Source organism: Stenotrophomonas sp. YJH_SMC_33, assembly GCF_059372295.1.
Window position 1 is genome coordinate 519,988 of the sequence record NZ_JCAFVJ010000002.1, and the last position, 23,085, is coordinate 543,072.

Annotated in this window: 21 protein-coding genes and 3 tRNA genes; 18 read left to right on the forward strand and 6 right to left on the reverse strand. The window is 66.6% G+C overall.

Annotated elements, in window-relative coordinates; all coding sequences use genetic code 11:
* Window position 1: 1 nt before the first annotated feature.
* From AC5P9W_RS06230 to AC5P9W_RS06240, 3 genes are all read left to right on the forward strand, one after another.
* Window positions 2-3,751, forward strand: coding sequence for a PilC/PilY family type IV pilus protein (locus AC5P9W_RS06230; RefSeq protein ID WP_206621645.1), 3,750 nt, complete (start codon window positions 2-4; stop codon window positions 3,749-3,751).
* A gap of 38 nt (window positions 3,752-3,789) precedes the next feature.
* Complete coding sequence (locus AC5P9W_RS06235; protein WP_019659012.1) at window positions 3,790-4,212, forward strand: type IV pilin protein; 423 nt, start codon at window positions 3,790-3,792, stop codon at window positions 4,210-4,212.
* Between the two features lie 78 nt (window positions 4,213-4,290).
* Window positions 4,291-4,367 (forward strand) — tRNA-Asn (locus AC5P9W_RS06240).
* A 48-nt stretch (window positions 4,368-4,415) separates the two neighbouring features.
* Here the strand turns inward: AC5P9W_RS06240 and AC5P9W_RS06245 are convergent.
* Window positions 4,416-4,952 (reverse strand): GspH/FimT family protein, encoded by a 537-nt coding sequence (locus tag AC5P9W_RS06245; RefSeq protein WP_111097906.1) that lies wholly within the window; start codon window positions 4,950-4,952, stop codon window positions 4,416-4,418.
* A 129-nt stretch (window positions 4,953-5,081) separates the two neighbouring features.
* Here AC5P9W_RS06245 and uvrB point away from each other — a divergent pair, with 129 nt between their 5' ends.
* The 3 genes from uvrB to AC5P9W_RS06260 all read left to right on the forward strand — a co-directional run bounded on the left by uvrB (window position 5,082) and on the right by AC5P9W_RS06260 (window position 7,461).
* Complete coding sequence (uvrB, locus tag AC5P9W_RS06250; RefSeq protein ID WP_021203591.1) at window positions 5,082-7,106, forward strand: excinuclease ABC subunit UvrB; 2,025 nt, start codon at window positions 5,082-5,084, stop codon at window positions 7,104-7,106.
* 107 nt (window positions 7,107-7,213) lie between these two features.
* Window positions 7,214-7,288 (forward strand) — tRNA-Val (locus tag AC5P9W_RS06255).
* A 98-nt stretch (window positions 7,289-7,386) separates the two neighbouring features.
* Window positions 7,387-7,461 (forward strand) — tRNA-Val (locus AC5P9W_RS06260).
* Between the two features lie 96 nt (window positions 7,462-7,557).
* On the opposite strand, the gene AC5P9W_RS06265 is transcribed toward AC5P9W_RS06260, so the two are convergent.
* The 4 genes from AC5P9W_RS06265 to AC5P9W_RS06280 all read right to left on the reverse strand — a co-directional run bounded on the left by AC5P9W_RS06265 (window position 7,558) and on the right by AC5P9W_RS06280 (window position 9,249).
* A complete protein-coding gene (locus AC5P9W_RS06265) occupies window positions 7,558-7,890 on the reverse strand; it encodes a hypothetical protein (protein WP_111102029.1) in 333 nt (110 codons plus the stop codon).
* A 232-nt stretch (window positions 7,891-8,122) separates the two neighbouring features.
* Window positions 8,123-8,314 carry a hypothetical protein gene (locus AC5P9W_RS06270; RefSeq protein WP_019659008.1) on the reverse strand — a complete coding sequence of 64 codons (192 nt, stop codon included), beginning with the start codon at window positions 8,312-8,314 and terminating at the stop codon, window positions 8,123-8,125.
* A 63-nt stretch (window positions 8,315-8,377) separates the two neighbouring features.
* Complete coding sequence (locus AC5P9W_RS06275) at window positions 8,378-8,569, reverse strand: hypothetical protein (protein WP_019659007.1); 192 nt, start codon at window positions 8,567-8,569, stop codon at window positions 8,378-8,380.
* 110 nt (window positions 8,570-8,679) lie between these two features.
* On the reverse strand, window positions 8,680-9,249 hold the full coding sequence (locus tag AC5P9W_RS06280; RefSeq protein WP_111097907.1) for a peroxiredoxin family protein: 570 nt from the start codon (window positions 9,247-9,249) through the stop codon (window positions 8,680-8,682).
* A gap of 121 nt (window positions 9,250-9,370) precedes the next feature.
* Here AC5P9W_RS06280 and AC5P9W_RS06285 point away from each other — a divergent pair, with 121 nt between their 5' ends.
* Window positions 9,371-9,511, forward strand: coding sequence for a hypothetical protein (locus AC5P9W_RS06285; protein ID WP_021203593.1), 141 nt, complete (start codon window positions 9,371-9,373; stop codon window positions 9,509-9,511).
* Between the two features lie 18 nt (window positions 9,512-9,529).
* Here AC5P9W_RS06285 and AC5P9W_RS06290 read toward each other — a convergent pair whose 3' ends face one another.
* Window positions 9,530-9,814, reverse strand: a complete 285-nt coding sequence (locus tag AC5P9W_RS06290) for a hypothetical protein (protein ID WP_019659004.1) — start codon at window positions 9,812-9,814, stop codon at window positions 9,530-9,532.
* Window positions 9,815-10,156: 342 nt separating this feature from the next.
* Here AC5P9W_RS06290 and AC5P9W_RS06295 point away from each other — a divergent pair, with 342 nt between their 5' ends.
* The 11 genes from AC5P9W_RS06295 (at window position 10,157) to uvrC (ending at window position 23,071) form a co-directional block, all read left to right on the forward strand.
* Window positions 10,157-10,828 carry a response regulator transcription factor gene (locus AC5P9W_RS06295; protein ID WP_019659002.1) on the forward strand — a complete coding sequence of 224 codons (672 nt, stop codon included), beginning with the start codon at window positions 10,157-10,159 and terminating at the stop codon, window positions 10,826-10,828.
* Between the two features lies 1 nt (window position 10,829).
* Window positions 10,830-12,173: a sensor histidine kinase gene (locus AC5P9W_RS06300; protein WP_021203594.1), complete on the forward strand. Its 1,344-nt coding sequence runs from the start codon at window positions 10,830-10,832 to the stop codon at window positions 12,171-12,173.
* A 59-nt stretch (window positions 12,174-12,232) separates the two neighbouring features.
* On the forward strand, window positions 12,233-14,632 hold the full coding sequence (locus AC5P9W_RS06305; RefSeq protein ID WP_021203595.1) for a DNA internalization-related competence protein ComEC/Rec2: 2,400 nt from the start codon (window positions 12,233-12,235) through the stop codon (window positions 14,630-14,632).
* 3 nt (window positions 14,633-14,635) lie between these two features.
* On the forward strand, window positions 14,636-15,298 hold the full coding sequence (locus AC5P9W_RS06310) for a MotA/TolQ/ExbB proton channel family protein (protein WP_021203596.1): 663 nt from the start codon (window positions 14,636-14,638) through the stop codon (window positions 15,296-15,298).
* A gap of 3 nt (window positions 15,299-15,301) precedes the next feature.
* Entirely contained in the window at window positions 15,302-15,724 is a 423-nt protein-coding gene (locus AC5P9W_RS06315; protein WP_019658998.1) for an ExbD/TolR family protein, read from the forward strand.
* A complete protein-coding gene (gene msbA / locus AC5P9W_RS06320; RefSeq protein WP_019658997.1) occupies window positions 15,721-17,469 on the forward strand; it encodes a lipid A export permease/ATP-binding protein MsbA in 1,749 nt (582 codons plus the stop codon). Before AC5P9W_RS06315 ends, msbA begins: the two co-directional genes overlap by 4 nt.
* Entirely contained in the window at window positions 17,469-18,488 is a 1,020-nt protein-coding gene (gene lpxK / locus AC5P9W_RS06325) for a tetraacyldisaccharide 4'-kinase (RefSeq protein WP_495218963.1), read from the forward strand. The genes msbA and lpxK overlap by 1 nt, the downstream gene beginning before the upstream one ends.
* Before the next feature lie 74 nt (window positions 18,489-18,562).
* Window positions 18,563-19,336: a 3-deoxy-manno-octulosonate cytidylyltransferase gene (gene kdsB, locus AC5P9W_RS06330; protein ID WP_021203598.1), complete on the forward strand. Its 774-nt coding sequence runs from the start codon at window positions 18,563-18,565 to the stop codon at window positions 19,334-19,336.
* Entirely contained in the window at window positions 19,333-19,821 is a 489-nt protein-coding gene (locus AC5P9W_RS06335; protein WP_495218965.1) for a low molecular weight protein-tyrosine-phosphatase, read from the forward strand. Before kdsB ends, AC5P9W_RS06335 begins: the two co-directional genes overlap by 4 nt.
* Window positions 19,818-21,230 (forward strand): hypothetical protein, encoded by a 1,413-nt coding sequence (locus AC5P9W_RS06340; protein WP_019658993.1) that lies wholly within the window; start codon window positions 19,818-19,820, stop codon window positions 21,228-21,230. The genes AC5P9W_RS06335 and AC5P9W_RS06340 overlap by 4 nt, the downstream gene beginning before the upstream one ends.
* Window positions 21,227-23,071 carry an excinuclease ABC subunit UvrC gene (gene uvrC / locus AC5P9W_RS06345; protein ID WP_021203600.1) on the forward strand — a complete coding sequence of 615 codons (1,845 nt, stop codon included), beginning with the start codon at window positions 21,227-21,229 and terminating at the stop codon, window positions 23,069-23,071. Before AC5P9W_RS06340 ends, uvrC begins: the two co-directional genes overlap by 4 nt.
* The last annotated feature ends 14 nt before the right edge of the window (window positions 23,072-23,085 follow it).

Sequence of the window (23,085 nt, forward strand, 5' to 3'; positions counted from 1 at the left end):
CATGGCTTCGCGCAAATTCCGCTTCATGGCCGCAGGTGGCGCCGCACTGGCGCTGGGTGGGGGCTACTTCATCTATACCCTGATGGCGGCCCAGGGCCAGGGTACGCTGGCGCAGGCGCCGCTGAACATCCAGGTTCAGACGCCACCGGCATTCCTGATGGCGCTGGATGATTCCGGTTCGATGCTGTGGGAAACGCTGAACAATACTCGTGATGGTGTCTATCGCTGGGATGGCAGCAGCTTCTACAACCAGGGCGTTGCCAACGGCTACGGTGATTCCGTGCAGCGCTATCTGTATGTATTTCCGAGTTATGGGCGTGATAGCCAGGTGGCCATACCACCGCTGGACAATTTTGGATTCGCACGTTCCCCGGACGTCAACCCGTCGTATTACGATCCCCGCGAAACCTACCCCGGTTGGAAGACGGGCCTGTCGGGCGAGGCTGCCTCCAATTACATGGAGATCAAGCCGGCCAATGCGCCTCTTGATCCCCGACCAGCTGGTGCACCTGCCAAAATCGGCGGTTCACTGAATCTGACTGCGGATTCCTTGTTGACCAGCATGGCTACGGGGGCGAAGGATCCGGCGAACTGGCGCTTCCGCTTTCGTTCCGGCATGAAGCTGCCGGTAGGCGCCCGTATCGAGATCAATCGGTGCAGCTTGAGCGGTGGAGTTACCCAGAAGGAAGACAAATTCCTCAGGGTCACCCGCGAGGCCACCATCAGCAGCTCATTCTGCGATGCTGCTGTGGCCTTCTATCCGGCCACGTTCTTCCTGGCGGATCCTGCCACGTTGCCTGCGGAGTATGGTTACACCGCCACTCCGGTGGCGATAACCAATCCGGCTGGTGGGCGGCCAGGCACCCTCTACAAGTATGAAATCAAGCTTGAGAATTTCAACAAGGACGAGGGCAAGTACAACGCTGCCATGCAGAGCTTTGCAAACTGGTTCAGCCTGTACCGGACGCGTCGTGAGGCGTTGATCGGTGCCGCTACCAATGCACTGTACGACACCACCAATCTCCGCGTGGGCTGGTTCCGTATCAATGGCCAACGTCCGGTGACCATGTTCAACATGACCACCGAATCGGAAAGAGCGCGGCTGCTGGGGGAGATCATCGGTGAGATGCGCGCCAGCAGCAGCACGCCGAACCGTTCGGCTGCGGACTACCTCGGTAAGCAGTTCCAGCGCACGGATGAAGGGGCGCCTGTGCTGCTGGCTTGTCAGAAGAATGCGGGCATGCTGTTCACTGACGGCTATATCAATGAAAGCGAAAACAAGACTCTGATGAAGGACCTGGTGGCGCCCTACTACAAGGGCCCGCTGGTCGAGGACCTTGATAACAGCTCTGTGCCGGTTCCTGCAGAGTGCAGCAGTTCGAGTCCGGACCCGTCATTGGACTGCAACAAGAAGCTGCACATGAATTTCTACGGCGTGACGCTGGGGACGCTGGGCAAGGAGTTCGGCGTCAAGTACCTTCCGGATCCCAAGCGCCCCTGGGTGCTCAGCCCAGATCCGTATGTTGTCAAGCCCAATTTCCCGACCACGACGCAGGATCTCAAGCCGGAAGCGGTCGACGAGCTGTGGAACGCGGTGTATGACACCCGCGGCGAGATGGTCAACGCCACGCGCCCGGGCGAAATCACCGCTGCCATGCGCCGGATCATCAGCAATGTTGCCCAGGGGGCCACGCCGTCCGGCTCGCGTTCGTTGACGGGGGCTCGTATCGGCGTGGGCTCGCTGTCGGTGGAGCCGTTCTACGAGGCGACCAACAACGGCACCGACTGGTACGGCAGGCTGCATGCCTACTCGCTGAAAGTGGACGAATCTACGCGCGGGATTGTCTCGGAGGAGGCATGGGAAGCGTCGGCGAAGATGCCAGCGGCCGCATCGCGCCGCATCCGCTTCTGGCGCAACGGTGAACTGGTTGATTTCACCGGCAGTAATGTCAGCCTGGCCAACCTGTGCGACAAGTCCAGTGTGATGTATCCGGGCATGCTGATCTGCAGTGCCTCGGAACTCGAAGGGCTCGCCACTAATTCGGCTACCGCCGTTGCGTACCTGCGTGGAGACACAACCAACGAAAAGCGCAGCGGCGGCAAGCTGCGCGACCGTACCACAGTGCTTGGGGACATCATCACCTCTACGCCGGCCCTGAGTTCGCCGCTGGATGACTACGGCTTCCGTCGCCTGCCAGGCGCGATGGGCACCAGTTATGCCGACTATATGGTCACCAAGCGCAATGACCGACGCTACATGGTCTACGCGGCTGCCAACGACGGGATGCTGCACGCCTTTGATGGCGGCATGGGCGCGGATGGCGAGATGGACAGCGATGGTGGCAAGGAGCTGTTTGCCTATATCCCATCCACATCGTTGGGTCATATGGGCAATCTGTTGCTGCCCAACGATCCCACCAACCAGAACGTCCAGCGCTTCCAGCATCGCTACTATGTCGATGGCCCGGTGACGATCAGTGATACCTACAGCGGCGGAAGCTGGACGACCTCGCTGGTCGGCACGGCGGGTGCCGGTGGGCGCAGCGTGTTCGCGCTGGATGTGTCCGATCCTGCCGAGTTCGGTGGCACCGGCTCGCTGCTGTGGGAGATCAGTGATCTCAACGCCTCGCTGGATGAGGACGTAAGGAGCAATATCGGCTACGTGCTGGGCAAGCCGGTGATCGTGCCGATGAAGAACTCTGACGGCTCGGTGGGCTTCCGGGCGATCTTTGGCAATGGCTATGAAAGCAAGAGCGGAAAAGCCGTGTTGTTCGTGGTCGACATGGCGGCTGGCAATACGCCGACGATTCGCATGATCGAGGCGGTCGAGTCGGGTACGGATCTGCCTGCCGGCAGCAATGGGCTGGGCAACATTGTGGTGGTGGATCGTTGGGGTGGGGCTGGACAGAACGAACGGGTCCGCGATGGTCTTGCTGATACCGTCTATGGTGCTGACAAGCGCGGAGCGGTCTGGAAGTTCGACCTGCGTGCCGACGCGGCACCGACGGTTCCGCTGTTCACCACCGATACCCATGTCGATCGCAGTGACAAGCGAACCTATCGCCAACCCATCACCGGCGGCTTGACGGTAACCACAGGCCCATCCGGTGGCGTGATGCTGATCTTCGGCACCGGCAGCTTCTCGTACTACGGCGATGAGAACGACGCTGCGGTGCAGGCGCTGTATGGCATCAATGACGTTGAAACCGGGCAGCCCAGTGCTACGCTGACGTCGGCCAATCTGCGCCCGTTCGCGGCGCAATTTGAGAATGGCGTTCGCACCCTGCTTCCGGGCACTGTTCCGGCGCTGAGCCGCGGCTGGACCGTAACGCTGTCCAACAAGGAGCGTGCGGTCGGCAATCCGCGCATCGTTTCCGGAGTGGTGTTCATGCCCACCTATATCCCGTCCGAGGCCAAGGGCTGCTCGGTGGATGGCGCGAACTGGGTGTTTGGCCTGCAGGCCGGCAGTGGCGAAGCGGCAATGTCGCAGGTGCGCTTCGGTGCACCGGACGGCACGTCGCCGGGGGCAGGTACGGCCGGTGTACCCCTGGAAACGGGCGGCAACGCACCGGTCAGGGATGTCACGACCTCTGTTGTCCCTCGCCTTGCGCCGCCGGATCCGGGTGAACCAGGGACTCCTCCACCGACGCCGCCGGGCGAGGCCTGCCTGATGCAGATTTCGGTGGCAGGTGCAAAACCGATGTACTTGCCTTACCCGTGTGGTCGCCAGTCGTGGAGGCAGATCCAGTGAGTAGTGTCCGTGCTTCGTCGATCAATGGAGTTGCTGCAATGCACACGACGTTCGCCCCTGGCCGCCTGGCCCGCGGATTCACTCTCATTGAACTGATGATCGTGGTGGCAGTCGTGGCGATCCTCGCTGCGATCGCGTACCCGAACTACAGTGAGCATGTGCGAAAGTCGCGGCGTGCGCAGGCCAAGGCCGATCTGGTGGAGTATGCGCAGCTGGCCGAGCGCTACCACACCATCAACAACACCTATGTGGGCTTCACCTTCCCGGGCGGAGCTGATTCCATCAACTCGCCACGCGAGGGCGGTACTGCGGCCTACACCTTGTCCATGGAAACCGCGCAATCGACGTTTACGTTTACGGCGACGGCTGCCAATGCTCAGGCCGAAGACAAGTGTGGTGACCTGTCCCTCAACCAGGCCAATGTGAAGACATCCAAGGGCACGCTGTCCGAATGCTGGTGATGTGGAAAAGCACGCCGGCGGGCGTCGTGGGTAGGAGTGTTGCACTCTCTGATCGAGGTGATTACAATGCGCCTCCCCGCCCGAATAGCTCAGCCGGTTAGAGCACTTGACTGTTAATCAGGGGGTCGTTGGTTCGAGTCCAACTTCGGGCGCCAGGTTATACGCATCAAAGGCTTGCGGTCATCCGCAGGCCTTTTTTGTTATCAGCAGGGTCGATCGGTCCTGGTCCGTGTTGATCGGACGCGCCCGCTGTTGCTGACGATTATCCGGGAGTGCTCACGGCCGTCCGCGCAGATGCGCAGCGTCAGATTGGCTCCAGGGCTGCGGCCATCCGGTTGGAAGTAAAGCTGCGGCCGGCCACTGCTGGTGGTTCCCCGGATCCTGATGTTCGGAAAGCCTGCCTGGTGCATCAGAATAGCGTCGGCAGAAGAGGGTGGTTCGCGCCGGCCGCTTGTCCTGTAGATGACCCACCCCTGGCTCCAGTCGTCGCCGCAGTGGTGGCCATCGGTACTTGCGCAGATGCCGATCAAGTTTCGTCGCATGATCGCCTGGTAGCGCGCAGCAGCGAGTCCGGACTGCAGGTTGATACGGGTGGCGTCCGCACGCTGCCGCAACAGCATCGAATGCAGGGTGGGCCATCCGGCGGCCAGCAGCACGGCCAACACGGCCACCACCGCCATCAGTTCGACCAGGTGCATGCCTCGCGGCGCCGTAGGGCTGGGGATTGGGCAGTGGCGCATGAGTCCAGCCTCCCTCGTCCAGCGTCGCCGGCGCCATCAGGCACTGCCGCGCCCGCCTGCCCGGAAACCCCTCAGCTGGCCGTCACCGCTTGCCCCGTATACTCACTCTTCCCGGGAACTGGCAACACCATGAGCGACCGTTTTGAACTCGTCTCGCCGTATTCGCCGGCAGGCGACCAGCCTGATGCCATCGCAAAGCTGACCAGCAACTTCGAAGCGGGCATCGCCAAGCAGACCCTGCTGGGCGTCACCGGTTCGGGCAAGACCTACACCATCGCCAACGTCATCCAGAACGTGCAGAAGCCGACGCTGATCATGGCGCCGAACAAGACGCTGGCGGCGCAGCTGTACGGTGAGTTCAAGGCATTCTTCCCGCACAACGCGGTGGAGTACTTCGTCAGCTACTACGATTACTACCAGCCGGAAGCCTACGTGCCGTCGTCGGACACCTTCATCGAAAAGGACAGTTCGATCAACGAGCACATCGAGCAGATGCGGCTGGCGGCGACCAAGACCCTGCTGTCGCGCCCGGATGCGATCGTGGTGGCCACGGTGTCGGCGATCTATGGCCTGGGTGCACCCGAGGACTATCTGTCGCTGCGCCTGATCCTGTCCAAGGGCGAGCGCATCGACCAGCGCGACCTGATCAATCACCTCACCCAGCTGCAGTACACGCGCAACGAGTACGAGCTGCAGCGCGGTACGTTCCGCGTGCGTGGCGAAGTGATCGACGTGTTCCCGGCCGAGTCGGACAGCGAGGCGCTGCGCCTGGAACTTTTCGATGGCGAGGTCGAGAAGATCACCCTGTTCGACCCGCTGACCGGCGAGACGCTGCGCAACATGCAGCGTTTCACTGTTTATCCGAAGACACACTACGCGACCACGCGCGAGCGCGTGCTGGCAGCGATCGAGACGATCAAGGTGGAGCTGAAGGAGCGGCTGGAGCAGCTGTACGCGCAGAACAAGCTGGTGGAGGCGCAGCGCCTGGCCCAGCGCACCCAGTTTGACCTGGAAATGATGGCCGAGGTTGGCTACTGCAACGGCATCGAGAACTACTCCCGGCATCTGACCGGCAAGAATGCCGGCGAGCCGCCACCGACCCTGTTCGATTACCTGCCGCCGGATGCACTGCTGGTGATCGACGAATCGCACGTGACCATTCCGCAGATCGGCGCCATGTTCAAGGGCGACCGCTCGCGCAAGGAGACCCTGGTCGAATTCGGTTTCCGCCTGCCGTCGGCGCTGGACAACCGCCCGCTGCGCTTCGAGGAGTGGGAGGAGCGCTGCCCGCGCAGCATCTACGTGTCGGCCACGCCCGGGCCCTATGAACTGCGTGAAGCCGGTGACGAGATCACCGAACTGGTGGTGCGCCCGACCGGCCTGATCGACCCGGTGGTGGAGATCCGCCCGGTCGGTACCCAGGTCGACGACCTGATGAGCGAGGCCAACGCGCGCATCAAGGCGGGCGACCGCGTGCTGGTCACCACGCTGACCAAGCGCATGGCCGAGAATCTCACGGAATACCTCACCGAACATGGTATCCGCGTGCGCTACCTGCACTCGGACGTGGACACGGTCGAGCGCGTGGAGATCATCCGCGACCTGCGGCTGGGCAAGTTCGACGTGCTGGTCGGCATCAACCTGCTGCGCGAAGGCCTGGACATGCCCGAGGTATCGCTGGTGGCGATCCTTGATGCCGACAAGGAGGGCTTCCTGCGTTCCACCGGTTCGCTGATCCAGACCATCGGCCGTGCCGCGCGCAACGTGCGTGGCAAGGCGATCCTGTATGCGGACAAGATCACCCGTTCGATGCAGGCCGCGATCGATGAGACCGACCGCCGTCGTGCCAAACAGGTCGAGTACAACGAGGAACATGGCATCGTGCCGCGCTCGGTGGCGCGCCCGATCGTCGACGTGCTGGAAGGCGCGCGTTCGGATGCGGCAGAGAAGGAAGCGAAGAAGGGCAAGGGCAAGGGCAGGCCTGGCGTGGCCGAGGACGGGGGCGACTATCGCTCGCTCAGCCCGGCCCAGCTGGCGTCCCGTCTCAAGGCGCTGGAACAGCAGATGTACCAGCATGCGAAGGACCTCGAATTCGAGGACGCGGCCCGCGTGCGCGACCAGATCAGGCAGCTGAAGGAGGCGAGTCTGGGCTGAACGCGGCAGTGCAGCATCTTCTTCACGAAAGTATTGCACTTCACGGCGGGCATACGTAATATACGCGGCCTGCACCGACGCAATCGCGAACGTTCAGAAGCAAAAACGGGCGGTTAGCTCAGCGGTAGAGCACTACCTTGACATGGTAGGGGTCACAGGTTCGAACCCTGTACCGCCCACCACGAAGTCCTCGGAAGAGGGCTGTCGTGAAATGCAAAGCCCGGCCCTGGCGCCGGGTTTTTACGTAGCAAGGCCAGCTTTCGGGCGGCAAGAACAAGATGGGCGGTTAGCTCAGCGGTAGAGCACTACCTTGACATGGTAGGGGTCACAGGTTCGAACCCTGTACCGCCCACCACCTGGCTCCCGGCACTGCCGGTGCAACGGTGGATCAGAATGAAAGCCGGCCCCGGGCCGGCTTTTTTCGTTTGCGCCAGTGGGCTGCAGCCAGCGGTCAGCGTTGGGCCACCCATTCGTCGATGCTGATCATGCGCTGCAGCCGCCAATGCCCGTCCACGCGTTCCCAGACCTGCGCAACGCGTGCCGAGCCGGTGCGCTGCTGCGGGGTGTCCGCCCGCAGGGGCTGGTTGCCCACGCGCAGCACGCGATCCTGGCGCAGCCGGTAAAGCTGAAGGGTGGCCGGGTCTGCTTTCTCATCCGGCATTGGAGATGCTCCTGCCTGCCCAGCCTCGGCCTGCAGGATCTGGCTGCGCAGGGAAGGATCCCCGGCGTCGGTATCGCGGCCGAACAGGCCAGCGCACAACAGCAGCAGGGCAAGCATCGGCATGGCACGGTGCTCCGGAGAAGGGAGTCCAGCGTGGCACTGCCCCCTGCGGTGTGAAACCGGTATGCGACGAAAGCCGGTAAAGCGCGCGCCAAGGCGCCCGGGGAAGGATGAATCCGGGGCCGGAAGTGCCGGGCCGCCCCAAGAGACGGCCCGGCGCGATGCCCAATGCGGGTGGGCGCCGATCAACACCGCTGCGCTGGGTCAGCGCTGGCGACCCGCAGCTCGGCTTCGATTACAGCGGATCACAGCACAGCACCTGGCCAGGCTTGCCGGAGTTGCCGAACGGGCAGCTCGGATGCGGCTCGCAACCGGGCGCATAGCCGGTCTTGGGCGCAACGGCAAAGGCCTGGCTGGTGCCGAAGGCCATGGCCGCGACAACGACGATACCGGCGACAGACGAGAACAGCTTCTTCTTACCGATCATGCGTGGCTCCTTCAGGTGTGGAAATGCACGGTGTAGGCCGTTTGCGGGACGGCCTTGCACAGGTCAGTTCGGCTGGCAGCAGATGCGGGTACCACCGATTGTCCCGTTGCCGCCGAAAACGCAGCCCGGCGTGTAGGTGCAGCCCGGCGCGAAGCCAGCCTTGGTTGGCTTCGCAAAGGCCTGGGACGCGCCGAACGACAGCGCGGCGACAACGACGATACCGGCGACGGACGAAAGGACCTTCTTTCCGATCATGTGTATCTCCTTGGTTGGCGTTGGTGTTGCAGTTGCCGAAGGCACCGGAGTGCCGGTTGTGGCGCGAATCTGGTGGCGAGGGCGGGCGCGCGGATCGGGCGCGTGGCGCCTCAGTGCAATGCAAGGCGAGGCGCCAGCGACTTCATGGCGGCCTGCACGACCTGCTCATCGAGCTGGCCGACGTGTTTGTAGGCCACGCTGCCATCTGCAGCCAGCACCACCAGCATCGGTGTGACCGTGGCGCGGTAGCGTCTGGCGGCATCGCCGTCGCTGTCGATGGCAATCGGGAAGCGCAGATCGTGCTTGCCGGCGTAGTCGGCCAGTTCATCGTAGGGAGGAAGGCCCACGCCGACCAGCTCGCTGGTGCCACGTCCACCAGCAATCTGCTGCAGCTGCGGCATCGAGGCCAGGCAATAGCGGCAGGCGGTGGAAAAGAAGTACAGGATCTGGGCAGTGCTGCGTTCGCCGCCGATCATCACCCGGGTGCGCTGGGTGGTTTTCAATGCCAACGCATCGGCACGCGTGCCCAGCGCCAGGCCATGCGCCTCATGCTGCATGGCCTGCAGCTGGGCGGCCATCTGCTCGTTGATCTGCCGCAACTGGCGGTTCTGCCATCCCAGCGCGATGATCAACGCCGACAGCAGCAGGGCAGCAACAGGAACCAGGGCGCGCTTGAGCATTGATCATCCTTGAACGCAGCGTTGTCCGGAACATACCCGAACTGCGGCGCGAGTTGTTAAGCAGACGTTCCGCGCGTCGCCGTGGCGTGCGCGTCCCTACCACTCTCAGGATCCGTCTCAGATGAGCGAGCATGTTCCGGCTCCCCGGACCAATCCATTCGTCGAGCTGCTGTTCGGCGGCAACATGCTGGAAGGCACCTTCAAGGCCGTGGTCTGGGTAGCCCTGCTGGCTGCGGTGCTGGCCTGGGCCACCTTCCGCTGAGCCATCGTGCCCCTGCGCTCAGGCGTTGAAGACCTGCCGCAGGCTGTGCAGCGTAGCCTGGCGGTGCTCCTTTGCGGTCGCTTCGCTCATCTCAAGTTCCTGCAGGCGCAGGCCGACCAGGGTCATCGACAGCGCGTAGGTGCGTGCCGCATCGGCGACGCGCGAAAGCCCGAGTGCGCGGCGGGCCAGCGCATCCACATGCTCCAGATCGGGCATAAGGCCCAGATACGCACGTTCTGCGCTGTCCAGGTCGGGAGCACACAGGATCGCATGGGCTTCGAGGGGGGCGGAGACGCAGGCCATGAGGGGTGTCCTTGTCTGTAACGGGCGCTCGCTCAGAACGAGCGCATCAGGGAAACGAAGGCCGACGTCTGTGTCCCACGCCGCGCCATCGGGCTGTCCTTTACTGCATCGCGAACCGCTGGTTGGCGGCCAACGGAAAGCTGATGGCAGCGGAGAACAGCAACAGGCGCAGCAGGGTCGGGGGCAGCAACGGCATCGATCAGCCACTTTGCGGAGGATGGCTGTGCATGGTGCGGGCGCAACATTGTCAGAACATTGCGCGTCGGCAATCGGCACGCGAAGGCGCCCAAACCCGGCGCAAGGCACTATGATCGGCAGCGTTTCCGGTAGCCGAACCCCCTGATGCGCATCCTCCTGGTCGAAGATGATCCCGATCTGTCCCGAGCCCTGCAATCGGGACTGGAGCGGCAGGGCGTGGTCGCCGACGTGGTCGGAAGCCTGGCCGAAGCTACGATCGCGCTGCGCGAACCGGTACACCAGTTGATGTTGCTCGACCGCCAGCTGCCCGATGGCGATGGCGCGGCGTTCGTCGCCACCGCGCGTGCACTGCGGCCTAACCTGGCGGTGATCATGCTGACCGCCAAGGGCACGTTGTCAGACAAGGTCGAGGGCCTGGATGTGGGGGCCGATGACTACCTGGTGAAGCCAGTGGCGATCGAGGAACTGATGGCGCGGATCCGTGCAGTCTCACGGCGGCCCTCGGCGATGGTGACGCCGCGCCTGCACCTGGGGCGGCTGGAATTCGACTTCGAATCGTTGCAGGCGCAGGTGGGAGGCCAGCCGCTGGCACTGCCCCGGCGCCAGGTGCTGGTGCTGCAGGCGCTGGCGATGCGCCAGGGGCGCACGGTCACACGCAGCGCGCTGGAAGCGGCGGTGTACGGGTTTGATGACGAGATCCAGTCCAATGCACTCGACGCGCACATTTCCAAGCTGCGCAAGGCGCTGCAGCAGGCCGGGGCTGGTGTGGAGATCCATGTGATCCGCGGCGTCGGCTATCTGCTGGCGGAGGCGTGAGATGACCCGACCGATCCGCTCCATCACGCTCGGCCTGGCCTGGCGGCTGTTCCTGGCGCAGGCCTTCACTGTGTTGTTCGCGGTGGTCGCGTTGATCCTGACCTGGGGCGACAAGGACACTTGGGGAATGGACATGTTCACGGCCGAGGCGGTGGCCAAAGCCGTGCACAGCGAAGGCGGCCGGCTGGTACTGGACCAGGCGCGCTGGGACAGGCTCAATGCCGGGGCGGGGGGCAACCTCTGGTTCGCGGCGGTTGATGACAGGGGCACGTGGCTGGAGCGCGGCACGATTCCTGCGGTCCACGCCCCGTTGCTGGCACGCTTGCCGACGGTGGGCGCCACCGAACTGGGTTCACTGGTGCCGCCCTATCTGGACGTTGCGCGGGTGATGATCCGCAACGAGGATGGGCGGCGCATCACGGTGATGGTGGGCGGGGCGCCGAAGGGCGGGCTGCTGGACGGCGCACTGATGGTGCTGCGCCTGATCGGCCTGTGGTTCTTCCTGCCGCTGATCGTGATCACGCTGCTGGTGATGCCGACCGTGATCCACCGTGCGATGCGCGGCGTGCGTCGGTCCGCACAGCAGGCCAAGGAGCTGGATATCGGCCAGCCGGGTGCGCGGCTGGATGCGCAGCTGGTGTCGACCGAGGTCGCGCCGCTGGTGGAAGCTTTCAACGACGCGATCGACAAGGTGCAGCAGGGCTATGCAGCACGTGACAAGTTCCTCGCCGATGCCGCGCACGAGCTGCGGGTGCCGATTGCAGTGGTACAGGCGCGCTTGTCGCAGCTGCCGCAGGGTGAGCTGAAATCGCAGCTGCTGACCGACGTGGCGCGGCTCGGCAACGTCGCCGAGCACCTGCTTGACCTGCAGCGGCTCGACCGCAATGTCGGCGCACTGCAGCGGCTGGATCTGGCGCTGCTGGTGCGTGAAGCGGCCGCCGATCTGGCGCCACTGGTGGTCGGCGCCGGCTATGGCTTCGAGGTGGATGCGCCGGAGTCGCCCGTGTGGATCCATGGCGACAGCCTGGCGCTGGGGCGGGTGATCGCCAACCTGGTGCACAACGCCATCGTCCACGGCGGCGGGCGCGGCACCATCTGCGTGCGCCTGGATGCACGTGGCCTTCTGGAAGTCAGCGATCAGGGCGCCGGTATTCCGGTGAGTGACCGTGAAGCGATCTTCGAGCCGTTCCATCGCCTGCGCGCGGCGGGCAGCGGCAGTGGCCTCGGCCTGCATCTGGTGAAGGAAATCGTGCAGCATCACGGCGGCTCGGTCAGTGTCGGCGAGGCCACCGGCGGTGGTGCCAGCTTCCGGGTCAACTTCCATCGCGGCACCGTCCGGCGCTGACAGCCGCGCGGGGGAAACCCCGATAGGCAGCCTGTAGCGCCTGGCGGCAGGCTGATGGAATGGCTTCCGAACGTTCCGCGCCGGCCCTGTTCGGCCCCGGCTGCGCTGCCGGCCTGGTGCTGGGCGCGCTGGCCTGCGTGCAGATGCCGGCGCTGCTGCCGCTGTGGCTGAGCGCGCCGATGGCGGTTGCCGGCGGCGCGGGCTGGCTGCTGCGCTGGCGCGGCCGCCCCTGGGCTGCAATCGTGCTCGGCCTGGCATGGGCAACATTGCACGGGCATCGGGCGCTGCACGGCCAGCTGCCACCCGGCGCGCCGCCGCAGGATGTGCGGGTGAGCGGACGAGTCGCCGATCTTCCGCAGCGGGGGCCCGGCTACACCCGTTTCGTGTTGCACGTGGATGAGGCCGATGCGCTGCCAGCGCTGCGCGGCAAGCGCCTGCAGGTCACCTGGAACGATCCGTGGCGCGGGTCGTCAGCGCACGAGGCCGAGGGTGGGCGGCATGCGGTTCGTGCGGGATCGCATTGGCAGTTGCCGCTGCGGGTGCGTGCGCCACGTTCGCGGATCAATCCCGGCGGCTTCGATGGCGAACGCCATGCCTTGCTGCGCGACATCTCCGGCAATGGCACGGTACGCGACCCGGGGGCTGCGCGTGAGCGCGCGCCTGCGCAGGGCCTGCCAGCCTGGCGCGAGCGCAGCAGTGACGCCATCGCTACGCAGGTGGCACATCCTGCCGCGCGGTTCGTGCAGGCCTTGGCGCTGGGCGATACCCGCGGGCTGTCCGATGCCGACTGGGAACACCTGCGCGCGCTGGGCTTGACCCATCTGGTCGCCATTTCCGGTTTTCACGTGGGCGTGGTGGCGGGCTTCGGGGTACTGCTGTGCCGCTTGTCGTGGTGGCTGTGCCCGGTGCTGGGACGTTGCTGGCCACGGCCGCAGGCGGCGGCATGGGGTGCAGCGCTGGCCGCAGCCGCCTATGCCGTGGCCGCCGGCGGCGCGCTGCCAACGGTGCGCGCGGCGCTGATGATCGGGCTGGTGGCACTGGCCCGTGCCGGACGTCGCCCGGTGGGTGCGGGGCAGGGGTTGGCCCTGGCCGCGATGGTGATGCTGCTGCCGGCGCCGCTGTCGGTGTTGTCGGCCGGCTTCTGGCTCAGCTTTGGCGGGGTGCTGTGGCTGCTGTGGTGCCTGCCGCGAACCGGGCCGGAGGGCGCCGGTGGGGGCCTGCGTGGCTTCCTGGCCGCCCAGGGCGTGGCCAGCCTCGGCCTGTTGCCGCTGTGCGTGGCCCTGTTCGGCGGCACCGCGCGGTTGGGGCCGCTGGTCAACCTGCCGATCATTCCGTGGTGGACGTTGCTGGTGGTGCCGTTGTCGTTGCTGGGTACGGGGCTGCATGCGCTGCACGAGGGAGCCGGCCGCTGGTCCTGGCGTGCTGCGGCCTGGCTGTTCGAGCTGAGCTGGCAGGCGCTGCAGCCACTGGCGCTGCACCCGCAGGCCATGTGGTGGTTGGCCGAGGCGCCGCGCTGGGCCGTACCGGCGGCATTGGCGGGGGTGTTCTGGTGGCTGCTGCCACGCGGCGCCGGCGGTGGCCTGGCGGGCCTGCTGCTGTGCCTGCCGCTGTTGTGGCCGGCGCGGCATGCACCGGCCGAGGGGGAACTGGAGCTGCTGGTGCACGATGTGGGGCAGGGCACAGCGGTGCTGGTGCGTACAGCGCGGCACGCACTCTGGTACGACGTAGGGCCTCCGACCGGCGGCGAGGGCAACGAGCGCATTCTGGTCCCGGCCCTGCGCGCGCTCGGCCAGGCGCCGCCCCGGCAGGTGATGCTCAGCCATGACCATCTTGATCACACCGGCAGCCTGTCCAGCCTGCGACGGCAGCTGCCCGGACTGCAGCTGCTGGCGCCACCGGGCAGCACCATCGCCGGCGCGACGCCCTGCCAGCAGGGGCTGCGCTGGCAGTGGGACGGGGTAGATTTCCAGGTCCTGCACCCGGCGCCGGGCAGCCGTGAGGCTGAGAACGAAGACAGCTGCGTGCTGCGCATCGCCAGCCACCACGGCGTGGTCCTGCTGCCGGGTGACATCGGCCGACCGGCCGAGCGGACGCTGCTGCAGTCGTCTCCGGCCGCGCTGAAGGCGGATGTGGTGCTGGTGCCGCATCATGGCAGCGGTGGCAGCTCCAGCGCGCCGTGGGTGGCCGCCGTGGCGCCACGGTTGGCGGTGGTTTCGGCCGGCCACCGCAACCGTTTCGGCCATCCACGCCAGGACGTGGTCCAACGCTGGCAGGCGCAGGGGGCGGAAGTGCTGGCCACGGCCGACTCCGGCGCGATCCGCGTATGGCTTGGTGCACAAGGGCTGCAGCTGCGTGAACAGCGTATCCACGCATCCCGGTGGTGGGATGCCGCTGGGCGGGCGCGGTCGGCTGCTATCCTATCGCCGAACGAACAAGCGGCCGTTGGGCCGGAGGGTTGAAACGTGTGGGAACTGGTCAAGGCCGGTGGCTGGCCAATGGTGCCGCTGCTGCTGTTGGGCGTACTGGCTTTGGCGATCATCCTGGAGCGTTTCTGGTCCCTGCGGCGGACTGAAGTGCTGCCGCCCGGGCTTGGCCAGGAAGTGCGCAACTGGGCCGCACGCGGCAAGCTTGACCCGGCGCACCTGCAGACCCTGCGCGCCAACTCGCCGCTGGGCACGCTGCTGGCCGCTGCGCTGGAAGCGCGCAACCGCCCGCGCGACCAGATCCGTGAGCGGATCGAGGACACCGGGCGCCACCTGGTGCACCGCATGGAGCGCTTCCTCAACGCGCTGGGCACCATCGCCTCGGCCGGCCCGCTGCTGGGCCTGCTGGGCACCGTGATCGGCATGATCCAGATGTTCCTGGGCATCCTCGACCATGGCGTGGGCGACGTGAACCAGCTGGCCGGCGGCATCGGCAAGGCGCTGGTGTGCACCGCCACCGGCATGATCGTGGCCATCCCGGCGCTGATGTTCCATCGCTATTTCAAGGGCCGGATCCACGGCTATGTGGTGGAAATGGAACAGGAAGCCAGTGCCCTGCTGGATACGCTCGACGGCCGCCCCGGGGTGATGAACCCGGCCGCGCCGGCGCGGCCAGCCCACGCTGCCACGGCGAAGGCCTGATCGATGCGTATCGGCAATGACCGATCCCAGGATGAGCCGCATATCGATCTGGTGCCGCTGATCGACGTCATCCTGGTGCTGATCATCTTCTTCGTGGTCACCACCACCTTCGATGCGCGCTCGACGCTGCAGGTGCAGCTGCCGACCGCCAGCCAGCAGCCCAGCAACGAGCCGCCGCGCTCGCTCAGCGTGCTGATCAACGCCGAAGGCCGCTATTTCATCAATGACCAGGAAGTGCTGCGCAGCGATGTCGAGTCGGTCAAGCAGACCATCGCATCGGTCGCCGGCAGCGATCGCAGCCAGCCGGTGCTGCTGCGCGCCGACGCACGCACCCCCTACCAGGCCGTGGTGACTGCGCAGGACGCGCTCGGTCAGCTCGGTTTCCGTCGTATCGCCATTGCAACTGCGCCAGAGGTGCGTCCATGAGTTCCCATCACGCGCCGGTGTGGCCGATCTACAAACGTCTGCTGGGCTACACCCGCACCTACTGGGTGTTCATGGTGGGCGCGGTCATCGCCATGGTGGTCGAAGCCCTGGCCGGCTATCACTTCACCAAGCTGATGGAGCCGCTGGTCAACGAGGGGTTTGTCGATCCGCAGCCGCGCGCGGCCGTGGTCCTGCCGCTGACCATCCTCGGCCTGTTCCTGATGCGCAGCGTGGCCACCTGGGTCAGCGACTATACGCTGGCCAAGACCGGCCGCAGCGTGGTCCGCGACCTGCGTGAGCAGGTGCTGCAGAAGTACCTGCACCTGCCGTCGTCGCACTTCGACACCGAAGCAACGCCGGTGATGGTCAGCCGCCTGAACTTCGATACCGAGCAGGTCACCCAGGCCAGCGCCGACGCGCTGAAGACCGTGGTGGCCGATACCCTCACCATCATCGCGATGCTGGCGGTGATGCTGCAGATGAGCGTCAAGGTAACCCTGGCGATGCTGCTGGTGGTGCCGCTGATCGGTGCCATCGTGTCCTACGTGGGCAAGCGCTATCGTCGCATCAGCCGCGGCATCCAGGACGGCATGGGCACGATGGCGCAGACCGCCGAGCAGTCCTTGGCGGCGCAGCAGGAAGTGAAGGTGCACGGCACCCAGCAGCATGAGATCTCGCGCTACTCACGCCTGGCCAACCGCATGCTGGCGCTGAACATGAAGGTCGAGGTGACCCGCGCAGCGGCGTCCAGCGTGGTGCAGTTCCTGGCCGCACTGGCGCTGGCGGTGATCGTCTGGGTGTCGACCCGCGAAGCCCTGGCCGGCCGGCTCAATGCCGGCCAGTTCATGGGCCTGATGACCTCGATGATGGCGATCATTCCTTCGCTGCGGCGCCTGACCAGCGTGCAGACCTCGATTTCGCGCGGCGTGTCCGCCGCCGAGCGCCTGTTCGGCATCCTCGACATGCCGGTGGAGCGCGACGAAGGCCAGCACCGCGTGCAACGCGTGCGTGGCGAACTGGCGTTCGACCACGTCATGCTGCGCTACCGCGAAGACAGTGGCATCGCCCTGGACGACATCAGTTTCGTTGCCAGGCCGGGTACGGTGACGGCCATTGTCGGCCGTTCCGGCAGCGGCAAGACCAGCCTGATCCGGCTGGTGCCACGCTTCTACGAGCCCAGTGGCGGGGTCATCACCCTCGATGGCGTGGCGCTGGATCACTATCCGCTGGCTGACCTGCGCCGGCAGGTGGCGATCGTCGGGCAGAAGGTGATGCTGTTCGATGACACCATCGCCGCCAACATCGCCTATGGCATGGAAGCGACCGACGAGCAGATCCGCGCGGCGGCCGAAGCCGCCAACGCGTGGGAGTTCATCGCACGCATGCCGCAGCAGCTGCAGACGCCGGTAGGCGAGAACGGCGCGCTGCTGTCCGGTGGCCAGCGCCAGCGCCTGGCGATCGCCCGCGCGATCCTGCGCGACGCCCCGATCCTGATCCTCGACGAAGCCACTGCGGCGCTGGACAACGAATCCGAGCGCCTGGTGCAGGACGCGCTGCAGCGCCTGATGCCCGAACGCACCACGCTGGTCATCGCGCACCGGCTGTCGACCATCGAGCATGCCGACCAGGTGCTGGTGATGGACCATGGCCGCATCGTTGAACGCGGCACCCACAAGGAGCTGCTCGAGCTGGGCGGCCTGTACCAGCATCTGCACAGCATGCAGTTCCGCGAAAGGCAGGACTGATGGCCGGCAAGGGTACCCAGACCCCGGCGTACTGGTACGACGGCAGCCCGGTTCCGTGGGCGATGCGCCTGCTGGCACCGCTGTACGCCGGCGTCACCGCGCTGCGCCGGCGCGCCTATCGGCGTGGCTGGCGCAAGCGTTACACGCTGCCGGTGCCGGTCATCGTGGTTGGCAACATCACCGCCGGTGGCACTGGCAAGACGCCGCTGACCATCGCACTGGTGGAGCGCCTGCGTGCCGCCGGCTGGAAGCCGGGCGTGGCCAGCCGCGGTTACGGGCGCGAGGATGCCGACACGCCGCTGTGGGTAAAGGCCGATACGCCGACCGCCAAGGGCGGTGACGAGCCAGTGCTGATCGCCTGGAAGACCGGCGTGCCGGTACGCGTGGACAGTGATCGTGTTGCTGCCGGCAGGGCGCTGATCGAGGCTGGCTGCGATGTGATCGTCTGCGATGACGGCCTGCAGCATTACCGGCTGGCACGCGACATCGAGATCGAGGTGGTCGATGCGCAGCGTCGCTATGGCAATGGCCGGATGATTCCGGGCGGGCCGCTGCGCGAGCCGGTCAGCCGCGCCAGCGAATGCGATTTCCGCGTGGTCAATCTCGGTCAGGCCGATGAGGAGACTGCGGCACAGGCCTGTGGCTTCGGCCAGTGGCCGATGGCCCTGCACATCGACAGTGCGCAGCCGCTGGCCGGTGGCCGCGCACGCCCGCTGGCGTACTTCAAGGGCCAGCGCGTGCATGCGGTGGCCGGCATCGCCCATCCGCAGCGCTTCTTCGACATGCTGCGCGCGCGTGGCATCGGCGTCGTGCCGCATGCGTTCGCCGACCACCAGGCCTATCAGCCGCAGGACCTGTCCTTCGGCAGCCAGCTGCCGGTACTGATGACCGAAAAGGATGCGGTGAAATGCCGGGCGTTCGGCAACGACTGGCACTACGCGGTTCCGCTGCGCGCCGAGTTGCCCGCCGCGTTCTGGGTGGCGCTGACTGACCGCCTGGACAAGCTGCGACCGAACTGAGCGACGCAGCGGCGCTTGCATTCACGCGCCGCCGGCCGCATTCCCCTTGTAACGAGCCTGCCGAGTACCGCCCCATGACCGAATTCGTCGTCGCCATCCCGGCCCGCTATGCCGCCTCGCGGCTGCCCGGCAAGCCGTTGCGCCTGCTGGGTGGTGAACCGCTGGTACTGCACGTGGCGCGCCGCGCGCTGCAGGCCGGCGCCCGGGAGGTCTGGGTAGCGACCGACGATCAGCGCATTGCCGATGCGCTGTCCGGGCTGGCCGAGGTGAGGGTGGCCATGACCGCCACCTCGCATGCCTCCGGTACCGACCGCCTGGCCGAGTGCGCACGCATCGCCGGCTGGGCCGACGACACGGTGGTGGTCAACCTGCAGGGCGACGAACCGTTCGCACCGGCGACCGGCATCCGCGCCCTGGCCGAGGTACTGGCCAACGGCACTGCACCGATGTCGACCCTGGCCACCGCCGTCGAGGACGCGCCTACGCTGTTCGACCCGAACGTGGTCAAGCTGGTGCGCAACGTGCGCAACGAGGCGATGTACTTCAGCCGCGCGCCGATCGCCTGGCACCGCGATGGCTTTGCACGCAGCCGCGACGCGCTGCCGGCCGGTCACAACTGGCTGCGCCACATCGGCATCTACGGCTACCGCGCCGGTTTCCTGCAGCGGTTCGCGGCAATGCCGCCGGGCCAGCTGGAGCAGGTCGAATCGCTGGAGCAGCTGCGTGTGCTGGAGGCGGGCTACCCGATCAGTGTGGCGATCTCGCCCGAACCATTCCCGCCGGGCATCGACACGCCCGAGGACCTGGAGCGCGCCGAAGCGCTTCTTCAGGCGCTGGCTGCCCGATGAAACTGCTGGTCGTCTGCCTCGGCAACATCTGCCGTTCGCCGATGGCCGAAGGTGCGCTGCGTGCACGCCGGGAGGCCTCGCCGCTGGCCGGGCGGGTGCAGGTGGATTCGGCCGGCACCGGCGACTGGCACGTGGGCGAGCCACCGGACCGGCGTGCGATCGCCTGCGCGGCCGGGCACGGTGTGGACATCGGCGGCCTGCGCGCACGCCAGCTGCAGGCCGCGGATTTCGACCGTTTCGACTGGATCCTGTGTGCCGACGAGGCCAACCTGCGTGACGCCGGTCGCCTGGCGTCGGTGGCGCAGCGCGAACGGCTGGCGCTGTACCTGCCCTGGTCCGGCGCGCAGGGGCGGATCGCGATCCCCGATCCGTACACCGGCGGGAGCGATCATTTCGAACAGGTCTGGTCGCTGGTCGACGATGCTGCAAAACGTGCAGTGGCACGACTGTTGCATGACGCCGACTCCGGCATAATCGGATCATGAACGTCCAGCCCGTCCCGGACCTGCCCGAGTTCGCCACCTGGCTCAACGCCACCCCCTGCACCCTGACCGAACTGCGCGGCCGGCCGGTCGCACTGCTGTTCGTCAATGCGGCCTCCGCCTGGAGCGCGCAACGCCTGGCCGAGTTCGGCCAATGGCTGTCGCGCCATCCGGGCAAGCTGCAGCCGCTGGTGCTGCAGGTGCCGCGCTTCGATTTCGAACGTGACGCCAGCGCTGCACTGAAACTGCTGCGTCGCCAGGGCCTGACCATGCCTGTGCTGCTGGATGCCGACTGGGATGGCTGGCGCCGCTTCGGCGTCAGCGCCTGGCCGACCCTGGTGCTGCTGGATGCACAGGGCAGGGAGCAGCAACGGCTGATCGGGCTGGGGGCCCCCGGTGAACTGGAACGCGCCTTGAACGCGCTGTGCCAGGGAGCCCCTTCGGCGCCGTCGCGCGGGGGCAGCGAACTGCATCCGGAACCGCGCCAGGCCCTGCGCTTCCCGTTGGGGCTGGCAGTCAGCACCGAGCGCCTGTACATCGCCGACAGTGGCCACCACCGCATCCTTGAATGCAGCCACGGTGGCCGCATCCTGCGCCAGTTCGGCCTCGGTACCGCCGATTTCATGGATGGCAACCTTGCCGAAGCGGCATTCCATCGCCCGCAGGCGCTGGTGCTGGAGCGCGATTCGCTGTACGTGGCCGATACCGGCAACCATGCCGTGCGCCGCATCAACCTGTTGACCGGCATCGTCGACACCCTGTGTGGCAACGGGCGCCCCGGTGCGCCGGTGGAAGGTCCGGTTGCGCAGCCGCGGCAGGTCTCGCTGGACCACCCGGTCGGCTTGGCCATTGCCGACAACCAGCTGCACATCGCGATGGCCGGCGACAACCGCATCTGGAGCTACCACCTGGGCCAGCGCAGCCTGCAATGGCGCGCCGGCAGCGGCTCCATTGACGAGCGTGATGGCAGCGGCCATCTGGCGGCCTTCGCCCAGCCCACCGCGCTCGCCGTGGTGCAGCAGGTGCTGTACGTGGCCGATGCGCTGGGTTCCTCGATCCGCGCGCTTCAGCTGCGTGGCGACCTGGTGCAGACCCTGGTCGGGCAGGGGCCCTGGCGCTTCGGCAGTGAAGACGGTCCCCGCGCCCAAGCCAGCCTGCAGTTCCCGCAGGCCATCGCGCTGAGCCCGGATGCGCCGCTGCTGTGGATTGCCGATACCGGCAACGGCCGCCTGCGCACGCTGCGCCTGGGCGGAGGCGAACTGACGACCCAACCGCTGCCGCGTCGCCTGCATGGCCCGGCCGGCCTGGCGGTGGGGGCCGGGGCGGTGTGGATTGCCGAGACCGACGCCCATGCCGTGCTGCGATTCGATCCCGACAGCGGCGTGCTCAGCGAAGTGCCGATCAGCGAATGACCGACGTTCCCGTCCCGGCCTTCGACGGCAAGGCCTTCGCGGCCCAGCTCAGCACCGCGCCCGGCGTGTACCGCATGTACGCCGCCGACGACACCCTGCTGTATGTGGGCAAGGCCCGTGCACTGCGCAATCGCGTTGGCAGCTACTTCAACGGCAGTCCGAAGAACGCGCGGATCATGTCGATGATCTCGCAGATCGCGCGCATGGACGTGACCGTCACGCGCTCGGAAGCCGAGGCGCTGCTGCTGGAAAACCAGCTGATCAAATCCCTATCGCCGCGTTACAACGTTTCGCTGCGCGACGACAAGACCTACCCGCATGTACTGCTGACCCGCGAGGACTGGCCGCGCATCGCGCTGCATCGCGGCCCGCGCGCCATTCCCGGCCGCTATTTCGGGCCGTACCCGGGCGTGACCGCGGTACGCGAAACGCTGAACCTGATGCACAAGCTGTTCAAGCTGCGCAGCTGCGAGGACAGCGTGTTCCGCAACCGTTCGCGGCCGTGCCTGCAGTACCAGATCGGGCGCTGCAGCGCGCCGTGCGTGGAGCTGGTGCCGGCAGCGGAGTACGCCGAGTCGGTGCGCCGCGCCGCCCTGTTCCTTGAAGGCAAGAGCGACGAGCTCACCCGCGAGCTGGGCGAGCAGATGCAGGCCGCCAGCGAGGCGCTGGAGTTCGAGCAGGCCGCGCGCCTGCGCGATCTGATTTCCTCGCTGCGCAGCATGCAGACCCGGCAGTACGTGGACGGTCGCGCCGCGGACCTGGACGTGCTGGCGGTGGCCATGCAGGGGTCGCAGGCCTGCGTGCTGCTGCTGGCGTTCCGCGATGGCCGCAACCTCGGCACCCGCCCGTTCTTCCCGCGCACCAACGGCGAGGAAAGCCCGGAGGAAGTGCTGGCCGCGTTCGTCTCGCAGTACTACATCGAATTCGAGCCGCCGCGCGAGATCCTGCTGGACCGCGAGATTCCCGATGCCGACCTGCTGGTCGCCGCGCTCTCGGCCTCGGCCGAGCGCAAGGTGCAGCTGAAGTGGAACGTGCGCGGTGAACGCGCCGGCTACGTGGAACTGGCCAGCCGCAACGCGCAGCTGACCCTGGCCACCGAACTCAACAGCCGCAACGCGCAGCACGCGCGCAGCGACGCACTGCGCGAGATGCTGGGCTTGGCCGAGCCGGTCAAGCGGGTCGAGTGCTTCGATATCAGCCATACGCTGGGCGAGGCCACCGTGGCCTCGTGCGTGGTGTTCGACGCCGCCGGTCCGGTGCGCGCGCAGTACCGCCGCTTCAACATCAGCGGCATCGAGCCGGGCGACGACTACGCCGCGATGCGCCAGGCCATCGACCGCCGCTTCCGCCGCGCGGTGGAAGAGCAGGGCGTGCTGCCGGACGTTCTATTGATCGACGGTGGCGCCGGCCAGCTGGCGCAGGCGCAGGCCGCACTGGCCGACCTGGGCGTGGAAGGCGTGCTGCTGGTGGGCGTGGCCAAGGGCGTGGAACGCCGCGCCGGCCACGAAGCGCTGGTGATGCCCGATGGCCGCGAGCTGCGCCCGGGCGCTGCCAACCCGGCGCTGCAGTTCATCCAGCAGGTTCGCGACGAGGCGCACCGTTTTGCCATCACCGGCCACCGTGGGCGCCGCCAGAAGGCGCGGATGACCAGCAAGCTGGAGGATATCCCCGGCATCGGCCCGCGCCGTCGTGCCAGCCTGCTCAAGCATTTCGGCGGCCTGGTCGGCCTGAAAGCGGCTGGCGAAGCCGAAATCGCCAAGGTGGAAGGCATCAATGACGCCCTCGCGGCACGTATCTACGCTAACCTGCACGGGTTGGCCACGCCCGATGCGGCCGAGTAGAGAGAGAAGCACGC